Source organism: Candidatus Competibacteraceae bacterium (assembly GCA_016699715.1).
Classification (GTDB): Bacteria; Pseudomonadota; Gammaproteobacteria; order Competibacterales; family Competibacteraceae; genus Competibacter.
This window is the reverse complement of record CP065007.1, coordinates 3,261,812-3,282,840: the sequence shown is the minus strand read 5'-3', so window position 1 is coordinate 3,282,840 and position 21,029 is coordinate 3,261,812. Positions and strand designations below refer to the sequence as shown.

The window sequence follows — 21,029 nt, the reverse complement described above, 5'->3', positions numbered from 1 at the left end:
GTTCAACGCTAAACCCACATTCTAGGGGCATCCGTTGTTGTGGATCGGATGATGGGCGCTGGGTGCGGGCCAGCGGATTGAAGAGGAGAGATCGACATGATGACGTTGACGATTCCGGCTGATTTGGAAGGGGCCTTGGCGCGGGCGGCACAGCGCGATGGCGTCGCGGTGGAACGGCTGGCGCTGGAGACCTTGCGGGAACGGTTTGCGCCGGAAACCCGTCCAGCGCCCGGCCACGCGACCTTGTTGGATTTACTGGGCGATGGCATTGGCGCGGTGGCGGGTTCGCCCGAGGCGTGGTCGGAACGGTGCGGCGAGCGCTTCGCGGAAGGGTTATCGACCGAGCGCCGCCCCGGATGAGGAGCAATGAGTGCTGACGGATACCGGGCCGCTGGTGGCGCTGATTAATCGGAACGATCCCCATCATGAACGGTGTAAGGCGGCGGTGCGGGAGTGGCCCGCCGTGCCGTTGTTGACGACGTGGCCGTGTTGGACCGAGGCCATGTATTTGCTGCATCGGGCGGGCGGCTATCCGGCTCAGGCGACGCTGTGGCGCTGGCGGGCGGGCGGTCAAGTGCGGCTGCAGGGGTTGACCGAGGCGGACATCGACCGCATGGCGGTGTTGATGGAGAAATACCGGGATCGACCGATGGATTTGGCCGATGCGTCGTTGGTGGTCGTCGCCGAGCGCCTGAGTCTCCGGCAGGTGTTTACGGTGGACGGGGATTTCCATATTTATCGCTTGGCGGATGGCTCGGCGCTGGAAAGTGTGCCGTATCGGGCATAGCCCCTGGTGATTCGGTGCGATTGACTTCATCGCAATCTCTGTTCTTCCCGTTCCGCTTCAACTTCCTCCGCATGGCGCTGATGGTTGAGGGCCAGCAGGCGGTCGAGCAGTTCGCGGCGGGCGGCTTCGGCGACGGTGAAGCGCAGGCCCTGTTGGGTGTCGTGGAAACCGTGATCCAGGGCGAGGTCTTGCCAGCCATACGCGGCGGCCACGGATTCATCCATTTCGATGTGCAAATCCCGCAACTGTTGAATATCCGGGGCGCGCTCGTGCGGGTTGTGAAAGCGGTTGTAGGTTTTGGTTAAGCCTTCCTGGCGGGTTTGCATGATGCTCTGGCGATGCGTGTAATAGCGTTCGCCGATGTTGTCCAAGCCGGAGAGATTCAGCGGGAAGGGGAAGGTTTCAAAGCAGTCGGAGGGAGAATAATTGATATCTCTACGCATGGTAGAACTATTATGCCAAGCCCAATGATAGTGAAAATTCGACTGCATTAAAGCGAAACCATACCAATCAAAAATAGGAAAAATAGCAAGTTTATGCGCAAAGACTTGGTTGTTTTCAACTAATCCAAATCCTAAATAGTTATTTACAAGACTTAACGCCAACACCCTCCCCATTCCCGCGATGGTGGAATAAAGTTTCATCGTCTGCCGCGCAAATTGCCACCAACGTCTTGCGCGATCCTTTGCTGTGGTATCGCCATTTGCCAGCTTATCCCTATCTGGCTTGGCTCTTTCTCTAACAATCGCCAGCAACTCCGGATAATCCGCCGCCACGGGATCGGGATAATCCGCCGGAACGATGCCTGACCGCAGCCATTCCCTTTGCTGTCGTGCATCAGCCTTTTGCCAAACGCCGTCCGCCTCCCGATTCAGCGGCCAGTCGTGAAAGTTAATCACCCAGCGGCTCGGCGACTGATCAAAGCGGCTGTTCAAATCCTCGCCGTTGAGATAGGGAAACAGGCAAACCTTGTTGCGCGGATTGCGGGCGATCAAGGCGTGCGCTTCATCCGGGGTCAGCACAAAGCCCATCCCCAACACAATCGAACCTTGAAACGATTGATCCGCATTCGCCGCCAGTCGAAACGGATTGCCGGCCACTTGCCCCGGCACCGTCAGAAACGGGGTAATCCCAGCCACCGCTTGCTCATTCAACACGAACGCGCCCGACCACGCGCCGCGAGTCAACCACACTTGCGCCACTTCCAAACTGGCCTCGCCGGGCCACGGCACACTGGAAACCGCGCGGGGAATGCTGAAACCGTGGGCGGTGAGTTGATCCAAACCGACTTCGCGGGTATCGCCCTGAGCGATGGTATTGGTCGCCAGCAAGGCCATCATGCCGCCGTCGCGTAGCAGTTGCCCGGCCCGCAGGAAGAAATAAGCGCACAGATCGGCGCTGCCCTTTTTGCCGTGGGCAATGCGCTCAATCAGATAATTCCGGTATTCCGTGCCCAATGCGCCGGTGATTTTCTGCCCGCCGACAAAGGGCGGATTGCCGACGATCACATCAAAACCGGGGTTCTCGCGCCCGAACACTTCGGGAAATTCGAGTTCCCAGTGGAAGCCGTGAATCCCCCCCTCCCTAACCCTCCCCCACGAGGGGGGAGGGGATTCAAATAGAGAGAGCGAGGGGCGTAACGAGGTGCTCAACCGTTGTTCAATCCGCACCCGCGCCGCCTTTTCCGCCTTGGTACGCGCCGCTTTCGAGCCGGGTTGCATCGCCGCCGCCACCAGTTCATCGCCGCTCCAGCGTAAATCCGCCGTGGCCGTCTCCGCCGCCCGCAACCAGCCGCGCAAGGTCGCCTCGTCCAGCGCCTCGGCCTCGCGAATCCGCGTCCGCGCCTGCAAGGCATCGCTGATCCGCTGTTCCAGATGGGAGCGCACCCAGTCGGTTTGACCCCTCCCGGCGGGGCGCAAGGCGTCCAGGTTCATCCCGATCAGCGAATCGCCGCACTTGAGGGCATGATCGAGAAAGGTAAACTCGTGATCGCGGGCCAGCGTCGCCAGCCACAACGACAATTGCGCCAGTTCCACCGCGCGCGGATTCTTGTCCACGCCATACAGAACGTGCAGCGCGATCAAGCGCCGGGCGTGCAACAGTTCATCGGCATCCGGCGGCAACTCCGGCATACAACGATGATCCCGCCACGCCTGCACCAGCGCCTCGGCCAACTGCTTCGCCGTTTCCACCAGAAACGCCCCGGAACCCATCGCCGGATCGCACACTTTCAGGCTGAGAATCTGCGCCGGGGTCGGCTGTTCCCCAAACCGCGCCAGGATCGGGCGCAACGCCTCCTGCACCATCGGGCGGGTCAAGGTCGGCGGGGTATAATGCGAGCCGGTCTTGCGCCGCTCATCGGTCGGCTGCAACACCAACGCCCCCGCCGGCGCGACGTCCGGGGTCGCAGCCTGATCAATCTTGCTCTCCAGCGCCGCCAGCAGGTCGGCCTGGGTCGCTGCCGCTTGCAACGCAGTCAACGCCGCCCCGGTCAAGACCTGGTCGGTCTCGTCCTTTAACACCTTCGCCCGATCCTTGGGCGCGGTCGCCACCAGCGCCGCCAGGTCGATCATCACCGGCGCCCCGTGGGCTTTGGCCGGTTTAATCGCAATCATCGGCCCCGGCGCCCGCAACAGGGTAAAGCCCATCATCGCCTCGTAGACCGAACCGATATGCTCCACGTCCAGACTGCGATACGACAGCCGTTCACCATTGAGCATCAGCAGATTGGCCAAGACGCGATAGATCACTCCATCACTGACGCGAGGCAGGATCGGTGTCCCGGTTCCCTCCAGAAACGGATAAATCGCCGCATCGAACAACCGCCCGCGCCGCGCCGTCAGCCGTAAATCGCCATGCCGCCCGCCGCCATGAATCAACCGAAACAGCGCCAACAGTTGCGCCCAGGCCCCAAAGCGCAAATCCATGGTATCGGGATATTGCCCGGCGTCGGCCCGCAGGCGTTCAAACAGGCCACTGACCGCATAATGGTTGACATAGACCGGATCGGTGGAAATCAACCCGCGATCTTCGGCGTACAGAATGAAAATCAACCGCAGCAACACGGTCAACAAACCGCCATACACCGCATCCGGGTCGCGCTTCGCCAAGTCGCCCAACAGCGCGCCATTGACCTGGGCATCCGCCGCCTGAAAGCCGCGTAACAACTCATACAACGCCGCCAGAACTTGCGCCGCCAGTTGCGTGGACACCGTATTCTGATACTTGCGGCTCTCCACCAGAATCGCCGGCAAGCGTTGCGCCTCGGGCAAGGTGAACCAAAGGTCCGCCGACAACAACAGATGCAACGCCGCGAACAGAATGCGCCCATCGGTATCGCGCATCGCCGCCACCGGAAAGGCCAGCGTCCCGGAACTCTCGCCGCGTGGGGCATAGACCAGGCGCAATTCCAAGCCGTTGGTCAATAAACCGATGGGAATCTGCATTTCCCGCAACAGCCGTTCAAAGCGCGCCTGGGGACTGACCGGCCAGCCCGCCGATAACAGCGGTTCATCCAAGGCCCGCCCCTCCGGCTCGATCTGCATCAACGCCTGCCAGGAGGACGCCGGGGTGGGCTGCAAAGCGGGCACGGCATGAGATGCGCGCAACACATCGTTGTATTCCGGCAAGGCGAACCACAAAGACGGCGGGCAAGATTGCACATCGCCGGCCTGCCAACCGAACTGCTCGACCAATAAGCGCGGCCAATCGAGGATCGCGGGCGCGGTCAGACCGTCGGGCAACGGCCATTCCCGCACCTCCGCCAGAAACGCCCGATGCTCCGCCGCGATGTTGCGGTTCAGATAGGCTTGCGCGTCCAGCAGCGCCGGCGGCGACACCACTAAACCCACCGGCTGGGCATAACCCAGCCAACGGCGATGATCGAGCAGAAGCGGATCGGTCATGGGATTATTCGATCATATTTCAAAATGTTGCTTAATTGCCCTGAGACTTTCAGGGCCAACAGCCTTGTTGACAGCCAGGGTATCTGTTGAATTTACTAATTCCCCAAGCGTTTTCCAGGAAGTTTGGAATCTACCTGAATGTCTAATAACTCCAGTAGCATGATTTATTAATTTATCTTGGAGTTCTATCGATAGATTGATTGCAGATCTCTTATAAAGTACTAACTTACCTGTTAAATCTAGTAAATTTTCTTTCACTCGCTCTAGATTTGTGGGTAAAGGTATTGAGAAACCATCAATTGCAAGTTCTTCTTGATAATCTCTCCATTCTCCTTGAGAAAAATGACTTAAATCTTTAATAAATGGAGAAACATTTTCTGAAAAACTCACAATAAGTTCTACTTTTGCTCTGGTCATTGCTACATATAGTCTAAATAATTGCCTATAAGATTCTTCTAATGGTAAATAACGGTCTGGCAAAACATTTTCTGTACAATTTAACAAACAAACTTTATCAAACTCGAATCCTTTCGTCTGTTCTAAATCAGATAAGAAAAGGTTGGAGTTTGTTAAATCAATATCTCCATTTAAAACAGGAATATTAAGTTTATTTCCAATACTCTCAATATCATTTAGTGTGTAACCACACAGAGCTATACAATACTTTTTATCTTTATTATCCTCCAACTCTTCTTTCAAGAAGTGAAAGGCTCCTGCAAATTCTTCATCTAAGGAATCTGCTTTAAGCAGTAGAGGCTTATGAGTTGAAAAATTTGCATATTCTGGTTCTAAAATTTCAAAATTAATGTTCCCCCTTTTAGCAGCATCACGAATATCGCAATTTTGGCTAAGAACATGATAGGCGGTTGTCAATATTTCACGACTGTTACGATAATTTTTTCTGATGGAAAAATTACGCCCTATAGTGTCCATATCAGCTTCTAGAAGCTTATGATGCTTCGTATAAACCTGTTGAGCAGCATCACCACAAAGAAAGATGTCATCTTCTGCTTTATTGACTAACTTTCTGATAATTCCAAGCTCAATCGTACCAAAATCTTGTGCTTCATCAATTAGAACACAGCGATATTCTGGTGTTATTTCATCTAAATGATTATACAAAGCCACAGATAACCCAAGGTAATCAATAACCCCAACAAAATTCATTTTTCTTTCCCACGCATCAAGACCTTTGAGTATTCTTTCACGAAATGCTTTATCAAAAGGAATAACTCGTCCAGCCCGTTCCATTTCAAGATAGTTCTGGCGTTCAGCTTTTCTAAGCGCACTGCGTACATAATCAAACTCTTGACGTATGTAGTCCTTTGGATGAACACCTCTAGCTAATAGTGATTGATGGATTGGAAAGAGAATATCAGCCTCGATGTTATTCTCTTCACAATGGTAAAATTCTTCCCAAATTTCATCTACATGTTCATTAGATTTCCAAGTAACATCATTGTACAACTTCCAGTTATTTGGTTCAAAACCAAGTAATAATTGTTGACAGAGTTGCCAAAAAGAAATCACAGTGATATTGGTACGTGTTTTTTCAGGTATTGCATAGATAACGAGTTCATTTATCAAACTAGCGAGAGCTTTATTTAAGGTTAATATTAAAATCTTATCTTGTGAATGGCGTTCTGCAAGACGTATTGCACGTTTGATTAAGACACTCGTTTTTCCTGATCCACTGACACCGGAAAGCCTAGTAGGACCATTAAATGTGCGGTCAACTATTTTTCTTTGTTCTGGGTGAAGAAACAGCATCCATTGTTGAAAAGATGTTGTTTTAATCAAGTGCTCAAGTATTTCAGGTTCAATTAAGCTGATATTGAAAAATTCTTCACCAGGCTCAAGTTGATCGACCAGGGTTGAAGGGATTTCCTCTAATCCAACTAGTTTATTTTTATAAAAATCTATTCTATTTTTCGCGGCGATAACATCGCCTGCTCTTAAATGACAAAATGTATCGAAAATAACATTTTGTTTTTCTTTACAAAGAATCGCTATCTCCAATAATTTATCTTCATCTGAGATTGATTCAAGCTTCTCAAGCTCTATTTGTATTGATCTTGGTAATCCTTCAACAAGAACATCATAGTAACGAGTAGGTAGTTTTTGATATAGTTTACCCATAGAAAGATCAGTGTTCCTACTTATCCTTTTTTCTTTATCGGCTGTGTCATCTGATACAAGAACTGAGGATATTGTAGGCGAATTTATATCTTGTAAAATAGCTGAAACCGTTCTATATCCTTTATGTTGATCTAACCATGTATCACTTGCATTATGATCGCCTACAAACATTAGAAAACAAATATCATTAGTTTGAATGGTAATTAATCTACAGGCACTAGGAAGTGCATATTTTACACAATTTTTTATACGAGATTCACCATGATTAGTTACCGAACAGCCATAAAAAATATCTTTTGGGTGGGCATTTATATTTTTTTTAATCTTTTCTTGGAATTCGAGAATTTTATTAACAGCTTTAGTAAATTTCATGCCTTTATTGTTAAGAATACGAATCGACTCCATAAAATCTCTATGTTCAATATACTGCATCTTTTTAATCCTCCATCAGATTATTAAATTATCCCGTCACCGGCCATAAATACACCAATCCGACCGGTTCCAACCGGGTCGCACGCACGGCATACACTTCCCGAATTCGCGCCGGTTCACGTTCCAACTCTCCGGCCAGCGCATTCAACCGCTTATCCCAATGGCGCCGGTTCGCCTCCATCTGGCGCTGCTCCTCTTCATTAAAACCCAGCGTCAACTGGGAATCGGCCTGATATTTCCGTGCTGTTTCCGTCAGACGCTTTTGCTGTTCCTCCAGAATCGTCCGCATCTCCCGCGCTTCTTTTTTTCCACGTTCTTGCAACTGGCTTTCCGTCTCCCGCGCCAACACCTCCCCGCGTTGCTGCAAATGCGGCAGTAAATCAGCCAAATCCTGGGGCAAGGTTTCCCGTAACCGCCCTTGCGTGGTGTCATGCACCGCGTCGGCTTGCGGCGAACTCAACGCCGCTTCCAGCAAATCCAGCGTCTTGCTTTCCGCCTCGCGGGCATAGGGCGTTAACGGACCTTGGCGTTGACTGGGTTCCAGCCAACGGGCCGTGACCGCTAACAGCTCCTCATGCAAGCGGGCGGCTTGTGGGCCATACAGGCATAACCGCCCGAGCAGAATGATCCGGGGGATCGCATCGCGGCTCTGCGCCAGACAGGCCCGCGATAAATCATGATGAATGAAGCCTTGCGCAGTGAACCGGCCCAACAACCGTTGCGCGACGCGATGCTCCAAATGCAGATGCACCACCGTGTCATCCAGGGTCGCCGGGGCGTCAAACACAACGGGCCGCAACGGTGCTTCCTTCCGCCATTGCCAGACTTTCTGCTCGCGGCTGCGCGGCGCCCGCAAGGTGTCCAACGTCGCCGCCCAGGTCGGGTCTTTGCGCAAGGATTCAGCGGGAACCGCAAATTGCCCGGGCGTCGCAGCCACTGGCTCCAAGGTCGACACGCCCTGCATCTGCAAAGCCGCCGACAGGGCGGCGCGGAACGGTTCCTCCTGGAAATTGATCTGCTTCTGCGAGCGTTCCAGGCGGGTGCGCAGGGTATTGATCTGCGCTTCCAGGGCCTGTTGCCGGTCGCGGGCCACATCCAGTTCCTCAGCCACCGTCAGGCGATCTGGCGTGGTTGAATCCGCCGTGTTGAGTTCGCTATCCAGTCGGGCCAGATCCCCATGGCGAATGCCGCCGCGCAACAATTCCGCCAGTCGGCCTTCCACCACCGGCGACAAACTGCCCAACTCCTGCTGAATGGTGGCGGTCTTGCGGATCAGCGTCGCCAGAATCCGATCTTCCGGGCGCTGTTGGTAATAAAAATAATGGCAATACACGACCGGTTGCGGTTGCAGCTTGCGGTCAATGCGCCCATTGCGCTGTTCCATCCGCCCCGGATTCCACGGCACGTCCAAATGAAACAGGTTGGCGCAATGCGCCTGCAAGTTCAGCCCCTCGCGGGCGGCGTCGGTCGCTAACAGAATTCGCACAGGATGCGCGTCCGGATCGCTGTTGAACGCGCGCTGGAGGATCTCGCGTTCCACGGCGGAGGTCGAGCCGCGATAAATCGCCAGCCGTTCCTCGGCGCGGTCGGTGCGCGCCAGGACGGGTTCCAACTGGTCGCGCACATAACGCAAGGTGTCTTCATACTCGGTGAACAGGATGACCCGCGTCGGGTTCCAGCGACCTCCCGGACACATCTGGCGCTGTATCCAGGCCCGCAGTTGCTGGAGGCGGGCGTCGGGTTGATGGCGGGCCAGGTCCGCGATGGCGGCCATGCGCTCCAGCACTTGCAACTCTTCGACAAACGCGGCTGAATCATCATTCGGGGTGGCGCTGGCCACGGTCGCCGCTTCGGTCTGCGCGTCTTCTTCGGCCTGTAATTCATCCTCCGGCAAGGTCGCCGCCTCGTCGTCATTACCCACCGGGGCCGCCAGCAGGTTCAGCCGTTCGGCCTCGGCCGCAGCGCGAGCGATCTGCGCGGCGTCCCACTGCTTTTGCACGGTGCGGCGATGCACTTTCAACGTGCGGGCAAAGGCTTCGATCGACGACAGCAGCCGTTGCTGCAAACCGACCAGCAATAACCCGGACGCGGCTTGCTGGCGGCGGTTCGCCTTTTGCAACCGCCGTTCCCGCAATTCCCGATACTGATTCAGCAGCCGCGACAGCGCCAATTCCGGGGCCTCTTGTGGCAAGCCGCCGATGTCAATCTGCTTCACCTCGCGTTGGCAAAAGCCCGGCACCCCGGCACCGCGTAAATCCTCCTTGAGTCGGCGCACCATCACGGCATCCAATTGCCCCTTGCGCACGGAAACGCCCCGGCAGAAGCGTTGCGGGTCGAGTAATTCCAACAAGGCGGAAAAGCTGTTGGAGTGGCCGTTATGCGGCGTCGCGGACAGAAACAGCCGATGTTCAAAGCGCGGGGCCAGGTCGCGAATGGCGCGGGTGATCTTGGAATCGATGGCGTAGCGGGCGCCGCTGGCCGGGGCGGCGTGATGGGCTTCGTCCAGAATCAGCAACGTCCCCGGTCGGAACTCGCCCAACCAGTCGCGCAACGGCGCGGTATAGGTTTCGTCAATTAATAGCCGCTGCGAGATGAGAAAGCGGTTATGCGTGGTCCACGGATTCACCCCAAAGCCGCGCGCCTGGCGGGTCTGGGTCAAATAGTTCTTATCGAGAATGCGGAAGGTCAGGCCAAAACGGGTTTCCAGCTCATCCTGCCATTGCAGCAACATGGATGGCGGACAGGCGACCACCATCTCGCGCACCTTTTTCCGCAACAGCAGCTCGCGGGCGATCAGGCCGGCCTCGATGGTCTTGCCGAGTCCCACGTCGTCGGCAATGAACAGATTGACACGAGGGAGTTGCAGCGCCTTGCGCAAGGGTTCGAGTTGATAGGCTTCCAGGCGAATTCCGGCCCGGAACGGCGCTTGAAAGCGGTTCGGATCGGTGGCGGTCAGGCAATTCCAGCGCAGGGTGTGCAGATAGGCGGAAAACTGTCCCGCGGGATCGAAGCCGCCTTGTCCGAGAGTGCTCCAGGCTTCGCCGCTGAGGATTTCCCCATCGAGTTCGGTTTCCCACAGCACCTGCAAGAACTGGCCTTGAGCGTCATCGTCCACGCCGGACAGACACACGAGGGTGGCATCGCCGGTTTGGGGGGGTGGCGTGACGTCCTCCACCAGATAACGTCGCTGACGGACGTGAACCAGTTGGCCGGGTTGGGGTAACACGGTGGCGGTCGTCATGGCGACTTATTCACCCCTCGGTTTGATTCGCACCACCCACGTTTCGGTCGGCAGACCCAAGGTTTCCAATGCCCGCTGGCAAAAGCACGGATCGATACGTGCCACGAGCGCGGCGGTTTGGCGGTTGACCATGACGGTACTTCGGTGGTTTTTCTTGTTACGCTTGTATGATCATTATAGAGTGCCCGTTAGTCACAATCACCTGTTCCTTGGTTAATACATTTTCGGGCGCGATTCGTCTTAATATTGTGAGTCCAGGAAGCGCACAAACTCCTGGATCAGGCGAAAAGCGCATTGGCCGTCGCCGCCAAGGATGCTGACAAAGTGGCGATCAAACCATCGAAGCACAGCGACATGAGACCGATGACTCCCATCAATGCCCGACTGACGATGGGTGAAGCCTATGTCCTGACGCCCGAAAAGAAGGCCGAAATCGACAACGTGGACGAGCATCTGAAAAAGGGCGAAGCCAAGCAAGCCCTCGAAGTGCCACGACCGCTTGACCTGCAATTGACGCTGGCCGCTGTGTTCATGCCGCTCGAACCGACGACCAAAGCGGTGGATCATGCCGAGAAACTGCTGGCCGTAAGGCAAGTACCACGAAGCCAACCTGGCGTTAAAGAAGGCTAAAGATGGCTGGGTGCTCAACTCGCGGCGCTTTGTGGATTATCTGGAAACATTGCCAAATTCCGGCAAGCAGGCCGCCAGCACAGCGTATTCGAAACAAGCGGAGGTCACATCGAAACAGCCGGAGAAGTAACCGAACAATCAGTACTCCTTAACCTCGCTACCCTTCCTGCCGGGAGGGGTTTTATTTTTATTGCTCAAGGAGCCAAGGGCTCTCACGGAGAATGCTGATGAACCCACGATTTATATTGCCCGGCGTCTTCCTCCTAGGAATGACCACCGCGTTGCCCACCTTGGCCCAGGATGCCTACGGTCCGGTTAGGCGCGGCGAAGACCTCTGGGACATCGCCAAGCACGTCTACTACGGTCAGGACGTCAGCCGCGACCAAGTCATGCTGGCCCTGTTCAAGGCCAATCCCCAAGCCTTCGATGCCCCCTGCAACGCTAACTCTCCCTTGAAGATTGGGGTGAAACTGCAAATTCCACCTTTGGCCCAGGTCACGGCGCTGAACCGCGAACAGGCTTCGCAAGAATTCGAGCGGCAGTTGCGGGAATGGGAAAATCATCGCGTATCCGGTGAAGCCCTGGTCTGCCCCCCCATCACCCCACTGGCCGCGGTTGCTCCCGCGCAACCGGTTGCCCCCACCCCCGAAGCGGCGATTCCAACCACGCCCGCCCCCGTGGCCACGCCCACGCCCGCGCCGGAAACCACCACGCCCGTCCCCGCCGCGGTAACCGCCACGCCCGCCGCGCTGGAAACTGCGTCGCAATCAAGAGCGACAGCGGCTGGACTGACGCTAAAACAACGCCTCTTTCGTGATGGAGAATGGGCCGGCATCCCGATTCTGCTGTTGCTGCTGGTCGGCATCGTGTGGTGGAAATACCGCCGCCCGTCCCCAGTCGCCGCGCCGGCTGAGGGTGTCGCTCCCGCCGAGGGTGTCGTGGACTACGCCCCGCTGACGGTGGAGGACACGCTCACCCAACTGAATACCGACCACACCCAGGGGCTCAGTGCCGCCGAAGCCGCGAACCGGTTACGGGAGATCGGCCCGAACGCCCTGGAGGAAAAGCAGGTCACGCTGTTACAGCGCATTCTGCCCTACTTCTGGGGACCGATTCCCTGGATGATCGAGGCGGCGGCGCTGCTGTCGCTACTGACCCGGGACTGGAACGATTTTCTGGTGATCACGGCATTGCTGCTGTTCAACGCGATCATCGGCTTCCGCGAGGAAGCCAGCGCCACCAGCGCCCTGGCCGCGCTCAAGGGCCAACTGGCGCTCAAGGCGCGCGTGCTGCGCGACGGCGAATGGCGGGAAATCGAAGCCCGCGACCTGGTGCCGGGCGACATCGTCCGCATCCGTTTGGGGGACATCATCCCGGCGGATGTGAAACTGCTCGAGGGCGACTACCTGAGCGTGGATCAGGCCGCGCTGACCGGCGAATCGCTGCCGGCGAGCAAAAAGGTGGGCGACACGGCCTTTTCCGGATCGGTCGCCAAACAGGGCGAGATGGTCGCGGTGGTAACCGGCACCGGCGCCAACACCTTTTTCGGTCGCACCGCCAAGCTGGTGGAAACGGCCGGCGCCAAGTCGCATTTGCAGGAATCGGTCTTGCAGATCGGCAACTTCCTGATTTTCTCGGCACTGGCGCTGATCGTGGTGCTGGCGGCCGTGGAATTGTACTGGGGCACCTCGTTCCTCCATCTGCTCAAGCTGGCCTTGATCCTGCTGGTGGCCTCGATCCCGGTGGCCATGCCGGCGGTGCTGTCGGTCACCATGGCGCTGGGCGCGCTGAAACTCTCCAAACTCAAGGCGATCGTGTCGCGCATGGAAGCCATCGAGGAAATGGCCGGCGTCGATATCCTCTGTTCGGACAAGACCGGCACCCTGACCCAGAACCAGCTGACCCTGGGCGACGCCCAACCCTTCGGCGTCACCGCGCAAGAGCTGATTCTGGCCGGGGCGCTGGCCTCCAAGGCGGAAAACAACGATGCCATCGACCTGGCGGTGATCGGTGGGCTGGGGGAAGCCAGCGCCCTGAAACCCTACCGGCAGACCCAGTTCACGCCGTTCGACCCCATCGGCAAGCGCACCGAGGCCACCGTCCAGGATGAAGGCGGCCAAACCTTCAAGGTCACCAAGGGCGCGCCGCAGGTGGTGATGCAATTGTGTCAGGTGGATCGTGAGACGCAGGTGCTGGCCGATCAGGCGGTGGATGAATTCGCCGCCAAGGGTTTTCGTACCTTGGGCGTGGCCCGCACCGACGCCGGCGGGAAATGGGTGTTCCTGGGCATCTTGCCGCTATTCGATCCGCCCCGCGAAGACTCCGCGTCGACCATCGCCGAAGCCGGTCGCTACGGTATCGCGGTCAAGATGGTCACCGGCGACAACCTCGCCATCGCCAAGCAGATTTCCGGACAGTTGGGCATCGGTACCCACATCCGGGCGGCCGAAGCGCTATTCGCCGGGGGCGTGGCGCATGGGGCGTTGCCAGCGACGGCCATCCGCCAGATCGAGGAAGCCGACGGTTTCGCCCAGGTGTTCCCGGAGCACAAATACGGCATCGTCAAGGCCCTGCAACAGGGTGATCACATCGTGGCGATGACCGGCGATGGGGTCAACGACGCCCCGGCGCTCAAGCAGGCCGATGTCGGCATTGCGGTCTCCGGCGCCACCGACGCCGCCCGGGCCGCCGCCGCGCTGGTGCTGACCGCGCCGGGTCTGTCGGTGATCACCCATGCGGTGGAGGAGTCGCGCCGGATCTTCGAGCGGATGATGAGCTACATCATCTACCGTATCGCCATGAGCATCGACATCATGGTGTTCGTGGTGCTGGCCAGTATCGTGTTCGGCTTCTTCCCGCTAACCGCGATCATGCTGGTGGCGCTGGCGCTGCTGGACGACGTGCCGATCATGAGCATCGCCTACGACCACACCGACCCCGATCCCCTGCCGGTCCGTTGGAATCGCGAACGCACCTTTGCGGTATCGATCACCCTGGGGGCGCTGGCGGTGGCGCAGAGCTTTGGCCTGCTGGCGCTGGGCATGGAGGTTTTGCACCTGGATGCCGCGCATCTGCAAACCATGATGTTCCTGCAACTGCTGGTCGGCGGGCATCTGCTGCTGTTGCTGACCCGCACCAAAAAGGCGTTCTGGGCCCGGCCGCACCCGTCCTGGCAATTGCTGGGGGCGGTGATCGGTACCCAGATCTTCGCGGTGCTGATGTGCGGTTTCGGCTGGCTGGTGCCGGTGCTGCCCTGGGATCTGATCGGCTGGGTCTGGGTGTACAACCTGGCCTGGATGGTCGTGCAGGATGGGGTCAAGCTGGGGGTCTATCGAGTCATCGATCACCGCGCCCGGCACCCGCAGGTCTTTGCGACCCATGCCGGCGCGTTCCTTAAACATGCGAATACCTCGGTACAGCCGGCCACCGAGTAGGCATTGTGCTCCGAACCACAAGCCCGAGCCGCCAAGGCGGAGCCGGTGTATTTGGCGCGAGGTTGTGCCCAATAACAGTGCAAAAAAGAATTGATCGCACTGTTATTGGGCGGCAAGTGCTATCGGTGCGTTTCGAAATACAGGGGGTTTGTGGTCAAGCTGGCGAATGTCCGCCATGGCATGGTTCGTGCTGATGACGGTTGTGTGTTTTGATACCCGATCGATCCCGATCGGATTTTTCCGAGAACCCCGAGGAATCAATGACAATGAATGCTGCTGAAGTGATGAAGTTGATCGAGGAAAAGGGCGTCAAGTTCGTGGATTATCGGTTTACGGACACCCGCGGCAAGGAGCAGCATGTCACCGTGCCCGTCAGCGCCGTGGATGAAGATGTGTTCGAGGACGGCAAGATGTTCGACGGTTCGTCCATCGCCGGTTGGAAAGGCATCCAGGAATCGGACATGATTTTGATGCCCGATCCGGTGACCGCCTGCATCGATCCGTTCTTCGAAGAGCCGACCCTGGTACTGACTTGCGATGTGGTCGAGCCCAACACCATGCAGGGTTACGAGCGCGACCCGCGTTCGCTGGCCCGCCGCGCCGAGGCGTATCTGAAATCCACCGGCATCGGCGACACGGCGTTCTTCGGACCGGAAAACGAATTTTTCATCTTCGACGACGTTCGCTGGGGCGCCGATATCAGCGGCTGTTCCTACAAGGTTGATTCCTCCGAAGCCGGCTGGAACTCCGAACGGGTTTACGAAGGCGGTAACTTCGGCCATCGCCCTGGTCTCAAGGGTGGCTATTTCCCGGTGCCGCCGGTGGATTCGCAGCAGGATATTCGCTCCGCCATGTGTCTGACCATGGAGGAGATGGGACTGATCCCCGAAGTGCATCACCACGAAGTGGCCACCGCCGGTCAGGCCGAGATCGGCGTTCAGTTCAACACCCTGGTGCGCAAGGGCGACGAAGTGCAGCGCCTGAAGTACGTGATTCAAAATGTGGCCGCCAGCTACGGTAAGACCGCGACCTTCATGCCCAAGCCGCTGGTTGGCGATAACGGCAATGGCATGCACGTTCACCAGTCCATCTCCAAGGACGGTGTCAACCTGTTTGCCGGCGACCAGTACGCGGGCCTGTCCGAGATGGCGCTGTATTACATCGGCGGTATCATCAAGCACGCCAAGGCGCTGAATGCCTTCACCAACGCCTCCACCAACAGCTACAAGCGATTGGTGCCGGGTTTCGAGGCCCCGGTGATGCTGGCCTACTCGGCCCGCAACCGTTCCGCTTCGATCCGCATTCCGTATGTCCAGAGCCCCAAGGCACGGCGCATCGAGGTGCGTTTCCCCGACTCGACCGCCAATCCGTATCTGGCGTTCGCGGCGATGCTGATGGCGGGCCTGGACGGTATCCAGAACAAGATTCACCCCGGCGATGCGATGGATAAGGATCTGTACGACCTGCCGCCCGAGGAAGAAAAGCAGATCCCCAAAGTCTGCTTCTACTTCGACGAAGCGCTGAGCGCCCTCAAGGATGACCATGAGTTCCTGCTGAAAGGCGGTGTGTTCACCAGCGACTTGATTAATGCCTATATCGAATTGAAACTGACGGAAGTGACCCGTCTGCGCATGACCACACATCCGGTCGAATTCGATATGTACTACAGCCTGTAACATTCCGGGCTGCGATTGCAGCCGGATTGCCTGGTCAGAGGAAACGCGACGCCCCCTTTTGGGGGCGTCGCCGTTTGAGCCGGCTGCGGCAACTCATCGAAGCGCCTCAACGCACCATTACGGTGCATAATAAGAACGATGGTTTGGGGTCGCGCGCAACAACGACGCGCCGACCATGCCGTGTCGGTGCCGTGAACATGGAATGCAATGCATGGATTTCGCCTATGTCAGATTGGCGTTGTTTTTGCTTAATGACTGACAGCGACCGGAAAACGAGGCAAACGTGCTGAAAGATTACCATCGTCGGGTTGTGGAAGGTTTGAGCATCGCCGTGTTGGTGCTGGACCGGCGGCTGCGGGTGCTGTTCATGAACCCGGCCGCGGAAACCTTATTCGAACTGAGTTTTCGCAAGGCGCACAAGTTGGCGCTTTCGGAGTTGATCGTCGGCACGGAAGCGTTCGTGGCCGGCTTGTGGCAGTGCCTGGAGAACGGTCATCCCTATATCGAGCGGGAACTGCAGTTGGTGGTGCAACCCGGCCGCGTCGTGACCGTGGATTGCATCGCCGCGCCGCTATTGGAACGCGACCCGCCCAACGACCTGTTGCTGGAGCTGCGGCAAGTGGACTGGCGGCTGCGCATCAACCGGGAAGAGCATATTTTGGCGCAGCACCACACGACCCGTGCGCTGGTACGCAATCTTGCCCATGAAATCAAGAATCCGTTGGGCGGGTTGCGGGGGGCGGCCCAGTTGCTGGAACGGGAACTGCCAGACCCGGCGCTGCGCGAGTACACCGGCATCATCATCGGCGAGGCGGACCGGTTGCGCAATCTGGTGGACCGGATGCTCGGCCCGAACCAGTTGCCCAGCCACGGCGAGGTCAGCATCCACGAAATTCTGGAGCGGGTTTGCACCCTGGTGGAAGCGGAAGCCGACCCCGGCATTCGCGTCGAGCGCGATTACGATCCCAGCATCCCGCCGCTGTGGGGCGATGCCGACCGGCTGATCCAGGCGGTGCTCAACGTGGTGCGCAACGCGGTGCAGGCCCTGAGCCGGCAAGGTGTCATTACCCTGCGCACTCGGGTGCAACGTCAATACACCATCGGTCCCCGGCGCTACAAGTTGGTGGCGCGGCTGGACGTGATCGACGACGGTCCCGGTATTCCGCTCGAACAGCAGGAACAAATCTTTTATCCGATGATCACCGGCCGCCCGGATGGAACCGGCCTGGGCTTGTCGATCGCCCAAAACATCGTCAACCAGCACGGCGGCCTGATCGAATGCGTCAGCCGGCCCGGCGAGACGGTTTTCACTCTGTTGCTGCCCTTGGACAAAACCGGATGAGCAGGAAAGAACACATTTGGGTCATCGACGACGACCATGCCATTCGCTGGGTGCTGGAGAAGGCGATGCAGCGTGACGGCATGACGGTTACTTCCTTCGATAGCGCGGTCGGAGCGATCGACGCCCTCCGCCAGGGTGTGCCGGACGCCATCGTCGCCGACATCCGCATGCCGGGCATGAGCGGTCTGGAGCTGCTATCCCACCTGCGCGAGCAGGCCCCGGATCTACCGGTCATCATCATGACCGCCCACTCCGACCTCGACAGCGCGGTTTCCGCCTATCAGGGCGGAGCGTTCGAATATTTGCCCAAACCGTTCGACGTGGACGAAGCCGCGGCGTTGATTCGTCGAGCCTGCCAGACACGCCGCCAGCGCGCCGACCCGCCGGAGCAGATCGAGCAACTGCCGGAGATCATCGGCGAGGCGCCGTCGATGCAGGAGGTGTTCCGGGCGATCGGACGGCTGTCGCGCTCCAACATCACCGTGCTGATCACCGGCGAATCCGGTTCCGGCAAGGAACTGGTGGCCCGTGCCCTGCACCGCCACAGCCCGCGCGCCGACAAGTCGTTCATCGCTATCAACACCGCCGCCATTCCTCGCGATCTACTGGAATCGGAGCTGTTCGGTCACGAACGCGGCGCCTTCACCGGCGCGCAGACGAGTCGGCAGGGCCGCTTCGAGCAGGCCAACGGCGGCACTCTGTTTCTGGACGAAATCGGCGACATGCCGGCGGAACTGCAAACCCGGTTGTTGCGGGTGCTGGCCGAGGGCGAGTTTTACCGGGTGGGCGGCCACACCCCGACCCGAGTGGACGTGCGAGTGATCGCCGCTACCCATCAGAACCTGGAGCAGCGGGTTCGCGACGGCTTGTTCCGCGAAGACCTGTACCACCGTCTGAACGTGATTCGCATTCAACTGCCGTCTCTGAACAAGCGCCGCGAGGATATCCCGTTGCTGACCCGGCATTTTCTGAGCCAGGCCGCTCTGGAACTGGGGGTCGAGTCCAAAGTATTGCGACCGGAAACCGAGGCTTATCTCGGCAAGCTGGATTGGCCAGGCAACGTTCGGCAATTGGAAAACCTGTGTCGCTGGCTGACGGTCATGGCCTCGGGCCGGGAAATCCATCTGGAGGATTTGCCGACGGATCTACGGGAGCGCGGACCGGCGGCGGTCGGCGGCGGCCCCGATTGGGAAGCGGCACTGCGTTTGTGGGCCAATCAGAGTTTGGCTCGCGGCGAGCAGAAATTATTGGATAGCGCCCTGCCCAGCTTCGAACGGGTATTGATCCGGGTGGCGCTGGAACAGACCGGCGGCCACCGCCAGGATGCCGCCCGGTTGCTGGGCTGGGGGCGTAACACCCTGACCCGCAAGATCAAGGATCTGCGGATGGAATGAGCAACCCAGTACCGTTCGCCCCCATGTTCGACGTGTTGCTGTTCGAACCGGAGATTCCGCCCAACACCGGCAACATCATCCGGCTGTGCGCCAATACCGGCGCGCGACTGCACCTGATCGAACCGCTCGGGTTCCGCTTGGAAGATCGCCGGTTGCGGCGGGCCGGACTGGATTATCACGAATGGGCGCGGGTGCGCGTTCATCCCGACCTGAGCGCCTGTCTGGCGGCACTGCGGCCGGCGCGCGTGTTGGCCTTCACCACCAAGGGCCGCCGCGCTTACAGCGACATCGGTTACCAAGCCGGCGACGCGCTGCTGTTCGGGCCGGAAACGCGCGGCTTGCCGGAACCGGTGCTGGCCGGGCTGCCGCCCGAATGCCGGCTGCGGATTCCCATGCGCGAGCGGGTTCGCAGCCTGAATCTCTCGAACGCGGTCGCCGTCGTGGTCTACGAGGCGTGGCGGCAAAGCGGATTTCCAGGCGCCGGTTGAATCGGCATACACAAAACCCGACGCTTGTCCTACCATGCGCGCTGAATTCCAAAATGACGGGATATAGATCATGGCGGTGGAGATCGAACACAAATTTCTGGTTCGCGATGAGCGCTGGCGGCGGGAGGTCGAGCGCTCGGTACGGATGCGGCAGGGCTATCTGACCAGCGATGCCCGTTGCTCGGTGCGGGTGCGGGTCGCCGGCGATCAGGGCCATTTAAACGTCAAGAGCGGGACGCTGGGCATCCAGCGCAGCGAGTACGAATATCCCATCCCGCTGGCGGAGGCCGAGGAAATCCTCGATACCCTGTGCGAGCAGCCGCTGCTGGAGAAAACCCGTCACCTCGTGCGTCGCGGCGGGCATCTGTGGGAGATCGACGAGTTCGAAGGCGACAACGCCGGTCTAATCGTGGCCGAGGTGGAACTGAGCCGGGCCGACGAGCCATTCGACCGGCCCGACTGGCTGGGCGCGGATGTTTCGCACGATATCCGCTACTACAACTCGCAACTGGCCCGCCATCCCTACCGGAGCTGGTCGTGTCCGAGCGGCTGATCCGGGTCAGCATCCCCGAGCAGCGGCTGACGCTGCTGGAAGAGAGCGGGGCGACGATGGTTTACCCGGTATCGACCGCTCGCAACGGCCCCGGCGAGCGGCGCGGCAGTGGCTGCACGCCGCGCGGCTGGCACCGTATCCGCATCCGCATTGGTGCGGAACAGCCGTTGAATACGGTCTTCGTCGGCCGGCGGCCGACCGGCGAGCTGTACGGTTCGGATCTGGCGGCTCGTCATCCGGAGCGGGACTGGATTCTGACCCGCATCCTGTGGCTGACCGGGCTGGAGCCGGGCCGTAACCGTGGCGGCGAATGCGACACTCTGCGCCGTTTCATCTACATTCACGCTTGCCCGGACACCGCGCCCATGGGCGTGCCCCTGTCGCACGGCTGCATCCGCATGCGGAACCAGGATTTGCTGGAGTTGTTCGAGCGGGTGGCGGCGGGCGACCGGGTGTTCATCGCCGACTGAATTGGCAAAGTCGGATGATGTTTCCAGCTCAGTCTGATTCCGGTTCCGAGTCCAGTTTGGAGCGCATGTTGTCGAGCACGCCCTGGAACGCTTGCTGGTTCTGGGGATTGATCTCGCTGAGCGTGCGGTGCGCTTCGAAAACGATACGGGTCAGATCTTCCTTGTTGCAGGGAATCTGGGACGTTAGTTCCTGTAGGGTCGCCGAGATGGTTTCGCCGGTGTCGCGAATATTGAAAATTTCATAGAACCCCATGGTGTCCAACACCTGGTTGACGTCGGGGTTGGTGGATAGCAGGGTGGTCTTGCGGGAAAAGTGCTCGCGGCTGAAGTTGGCGATCTTGGCCAACAGGCCCAGGCTGGTGCTGTCGATGGAGTCAGTTTCGGTCAAGTCCACGACGATGTCGTCGAAATCGGCGCGGGCGAACAGCTCGTCCAGGAAATCCCCCAGGGCGCAGCCCATGGTGTAGCGGATATCGCCGACCAGCTTGATCAGGTAAACAGTGCCCTGCTTGACGTAGAATGCCGTGCCCGCCTCCAT

General features: G+C 58.4%; 14 protein-coding genes. 10 read left to right on the top strand and 4 right to left on the bottom strand.

Annotated elements, in window-relative coordinates; genetic code table 11:
• The first annotated feature begins 96 nt into the window (after window positions 1-96).
• Window positions 97-360: a hypothetical protein gene (locus IPM89_14795; GenBank protein ID QQS54074.1), complete on the top strand. Its 264-nt coding sequence runs from the start codon at window positions 97-99 to the stop codon at window positions 358-360.
• A gap of 10 nt (window positions 361-370) precedes the next feature.
• Window positions 371-787, top strand: coding sequence for a PIN domain-containing protein (locus IPM89_14790; protein ID QQS54073.1), 417 nt, complete (start codon window positions 371-373; stop codon window positions 785-787).
• Window positions 788-813: 26 nt separating this feature from the next.
• Here the strand turns inward: IPM89_14790 and IPM89_14785 are convergent, their stop codons facing one another.
• The 3 genes from IPM89_14785 to IPM89_14775 are packed head-to-tail and all read right to left on the bottom strand — an operon-like array spanning window position 814 to window position 10,504.
• Entirely contained in the window at window positions 814-4,692 is a 3,879-nt protein-coding gene (locus IPM89_14785) for an N-6 DNA methylase (protein ID QQS54072.1), read from the bottom strand.
• 12 nt (window positions 4,693-4,704) lie between these two features.
• Window positions 4,705-7,263 carry a UvrD-helicase domain-containing protein gene (locus tag IPM89_14780; protein ID QQS54071.1) on the bottom strand — a complete coding sequence of 853 codons (2,559 nt, stop codon included), beginning with the start codon at window positions 7,261-7,263 and terminating at the stop codon, window positions 4,705-4,707.
• A 28-nt stretch (window positions 7,264-7,291) separates the two neighbouring features.
• Window positions 7,292-10,504, bottom strand: coding sequence for a DEAD/DEAH box helicase (locus tag IPM89_14775; protein ID QQS54070.1), 3,213 nt, complete (start codon window positions 10,502-10,504; stop codon window positions 7,292-7,294).
• Between the two features lie 294 nt (window positions 10,505-10,798).
• On the opposite strand from IPM89_14775, the gene IPM89_14770 reads away from it, so the two are divergent.
• The 8 genes from IPM89_14770 (at window position 10,799) to IPM89_14735 (ending at window position 20,491) form a co-directional block, all read left to right on the top strand.
• A complete protein-coding gene (locus IPM89_14770; GenBank protein ID QQS54069.1) occupies window positions 10,799-11,134 on the top strand; it encodes a YfdX family protein in 336 nt (111 codons plus the stop codon).
• A 227-nt stretch (window positions 11,135-11,361) separates the two neighbouring features.
• Complete coding sequence (locus IPM89_14765; GenBank protein QQS54068.1) at window positions 11,362-14,568, top strand: plasma-membrane proton-efflux P-type ATPase; 3,207 nt, start codon at window positions 11,362-11,364, stop codon at window positions 14,566-14,568.
• 266 nt (window positions 14,569-14,834) lie between these two features.
• Window positions 14,835-16,244 carry a glutamate--ammonia ligase gene (gene glnA / locus IPM89_14760; GenBank protein ID QQS54067.1) on the top strand — a complete coding sequence of 470 codons (1,410 nt, stop codon included), beginning with the start codon at window positions 14,835-14,837 and terminating at the stop codon, window positions 16,242-16,244.
• A gap of 283 nt (window positions 16,245-16,527) precedes the next feature.
• Window positions 16,528-17,586: a nitrogen regulation protein NR(II) gene (glnL, locus tag IPM89_14755; GenBank protein QQS54066.1), complete on the top strand. Its 1,059-nt coding sequence runs from the start codon at window positions 16,528-16,530 to the stop codon at window positions 17,584-17,586.
• The gene (ntrC, locus tag IPM89_14750; GenBank protein ID QQS54065.1) at window positions 17,583-18,980 is read left to right on the top strand and encodes a nitrogen regulation protein NR(I); all 1,398 of its coding nucleotides are present in this window, start codon (window positions 17,583-17,585) and stop codon (window positions 18,978-18,980) included. Before glnL ends, ntrC begins: the two co-directional genes overlap by 4 nt.
• Before the next feature lie 23 nt (window positions 18,981-19,003).
• Entirely contained in the window at window positions 19,004-19,468 is a 465-nt protein-coding gene (trmL, locus tag IPM89_14745; GenBank protein ID QQS55954.1) for a tRNA (uridine(34)/cytosine(34)/5-carboxymethylaminomethyluridine(34)-2'-O)-methyltransferase TrmL, read from the top strand.
• A 70-nt stretch (window positions 19,469-19,538) separates the two neighbouring features.
• Window positions 19,539-20,021, top strand: a complete 483-nt coding sequence (locus tag IPM89_14740; protein QQS54064.1) for a CYTH domain-containing protein — start codon at window positions 19,539-19,541, stop codon at window positions 20,019-20,021.
• On the top strand, window positions 20,006-20,491 hold the full coding sequence (locus IPM89_14735) for a L,D-transpeptidase (GenBank protein ID QQS54063.1): 486 nt from the start codon (window positions 20,006-20,008) through the stop codon (window positions 20,489-20,491). Before IPM89_14740 ends, IPM89_14735 begins: the two co-directional genes overlap by 16 nt.
• A gap of 28 nt (window positions 20,492-20,519) precedes the next feature.
• Here the strand turns inward: IPM89_14735 and IPM89_14730 are convergent, their stop codons facing one another.
• Window positions 20,520-21,029: an STAS domain-containing protein gene (locus tag IPM89_14730; protein ID QQS54062.1), complete on the bottom strand. Its 510-nt coding sequence runs from the start codon at window positions 21,027-21,029 to the stop codon at window positions 20,520-20,522.

Excerpts from the sequence above, each read along its gene's own strand:
- IPM89_14780 (QQS54071.1), bottom strand. The coding sequence starts at position 7,263 with ATGCAGTATATTGAACATAGAGATTTTATGGAGTCGATTCGTATTCTT.
- IPM89_14740 (QQS54064.1), top strand. The coding sequence starts at position 19,539 with ATGGCGGTGGAGATCGAACACAAATTTCTGGTTCGCGATGAGCGCTGG.
- ntrC (QQS54065.1), top strand. The coding sequence starts at position 17,583 with ATGAGCAGGAAAGAACACATTTGGGTCATCGACGACGACCATGCCATT.
- trmL (QQS55954.1), top strand. The coding sequence starts at position 19,004 with ATGTTCGACGTGTTGCTGTTCGAACCGGAGATTCCGCCCAACACCGGC.
- IPM89_14730 (QQS54062.1), bottom strand. The coding sequence starts at position 21,029 with ATGGAGGCGGGCACGGCATTCTACGTCAAGCAGGGCACTGTTTACCTG.
- glnA (QQS54067.1), top strand. The coding sequence starts at position 14,835 with ATGAATGCTGCTGAAGTGATGAAGTTGATCGAGGAAAAGGGCGTCAAG.
- IPM89_14775 (QQS54070.1), bottom strand. The coding sequence starts at position 10,504 with ATGACGACCGCCACCGTGTTACCCCAACCCGGCCAACTGGTTCACGTC.
- IPM89_14795 (QQS54074.1), top strand. The coding sequence starts at position 97 with ATGATGACGTTGACGATTCCGGCTGATTTGGAAGGGGCCTTGGCGCGG.
- IPM89_14785 (QQS54072.1), bottom strand. The coding sequence starts at position 4,692 with ATGACCGATCCGCTTCTGCTCGATCATCGCCGTTGGCTGGGTTATGCC.
- IPM89_14765 (QQS54068.1), top strand. The coding sequence starts at position 11,362 with ATGAACCCACGATTTATATTGCCCGGCGTCTTCCTCCTAGGAATGACC.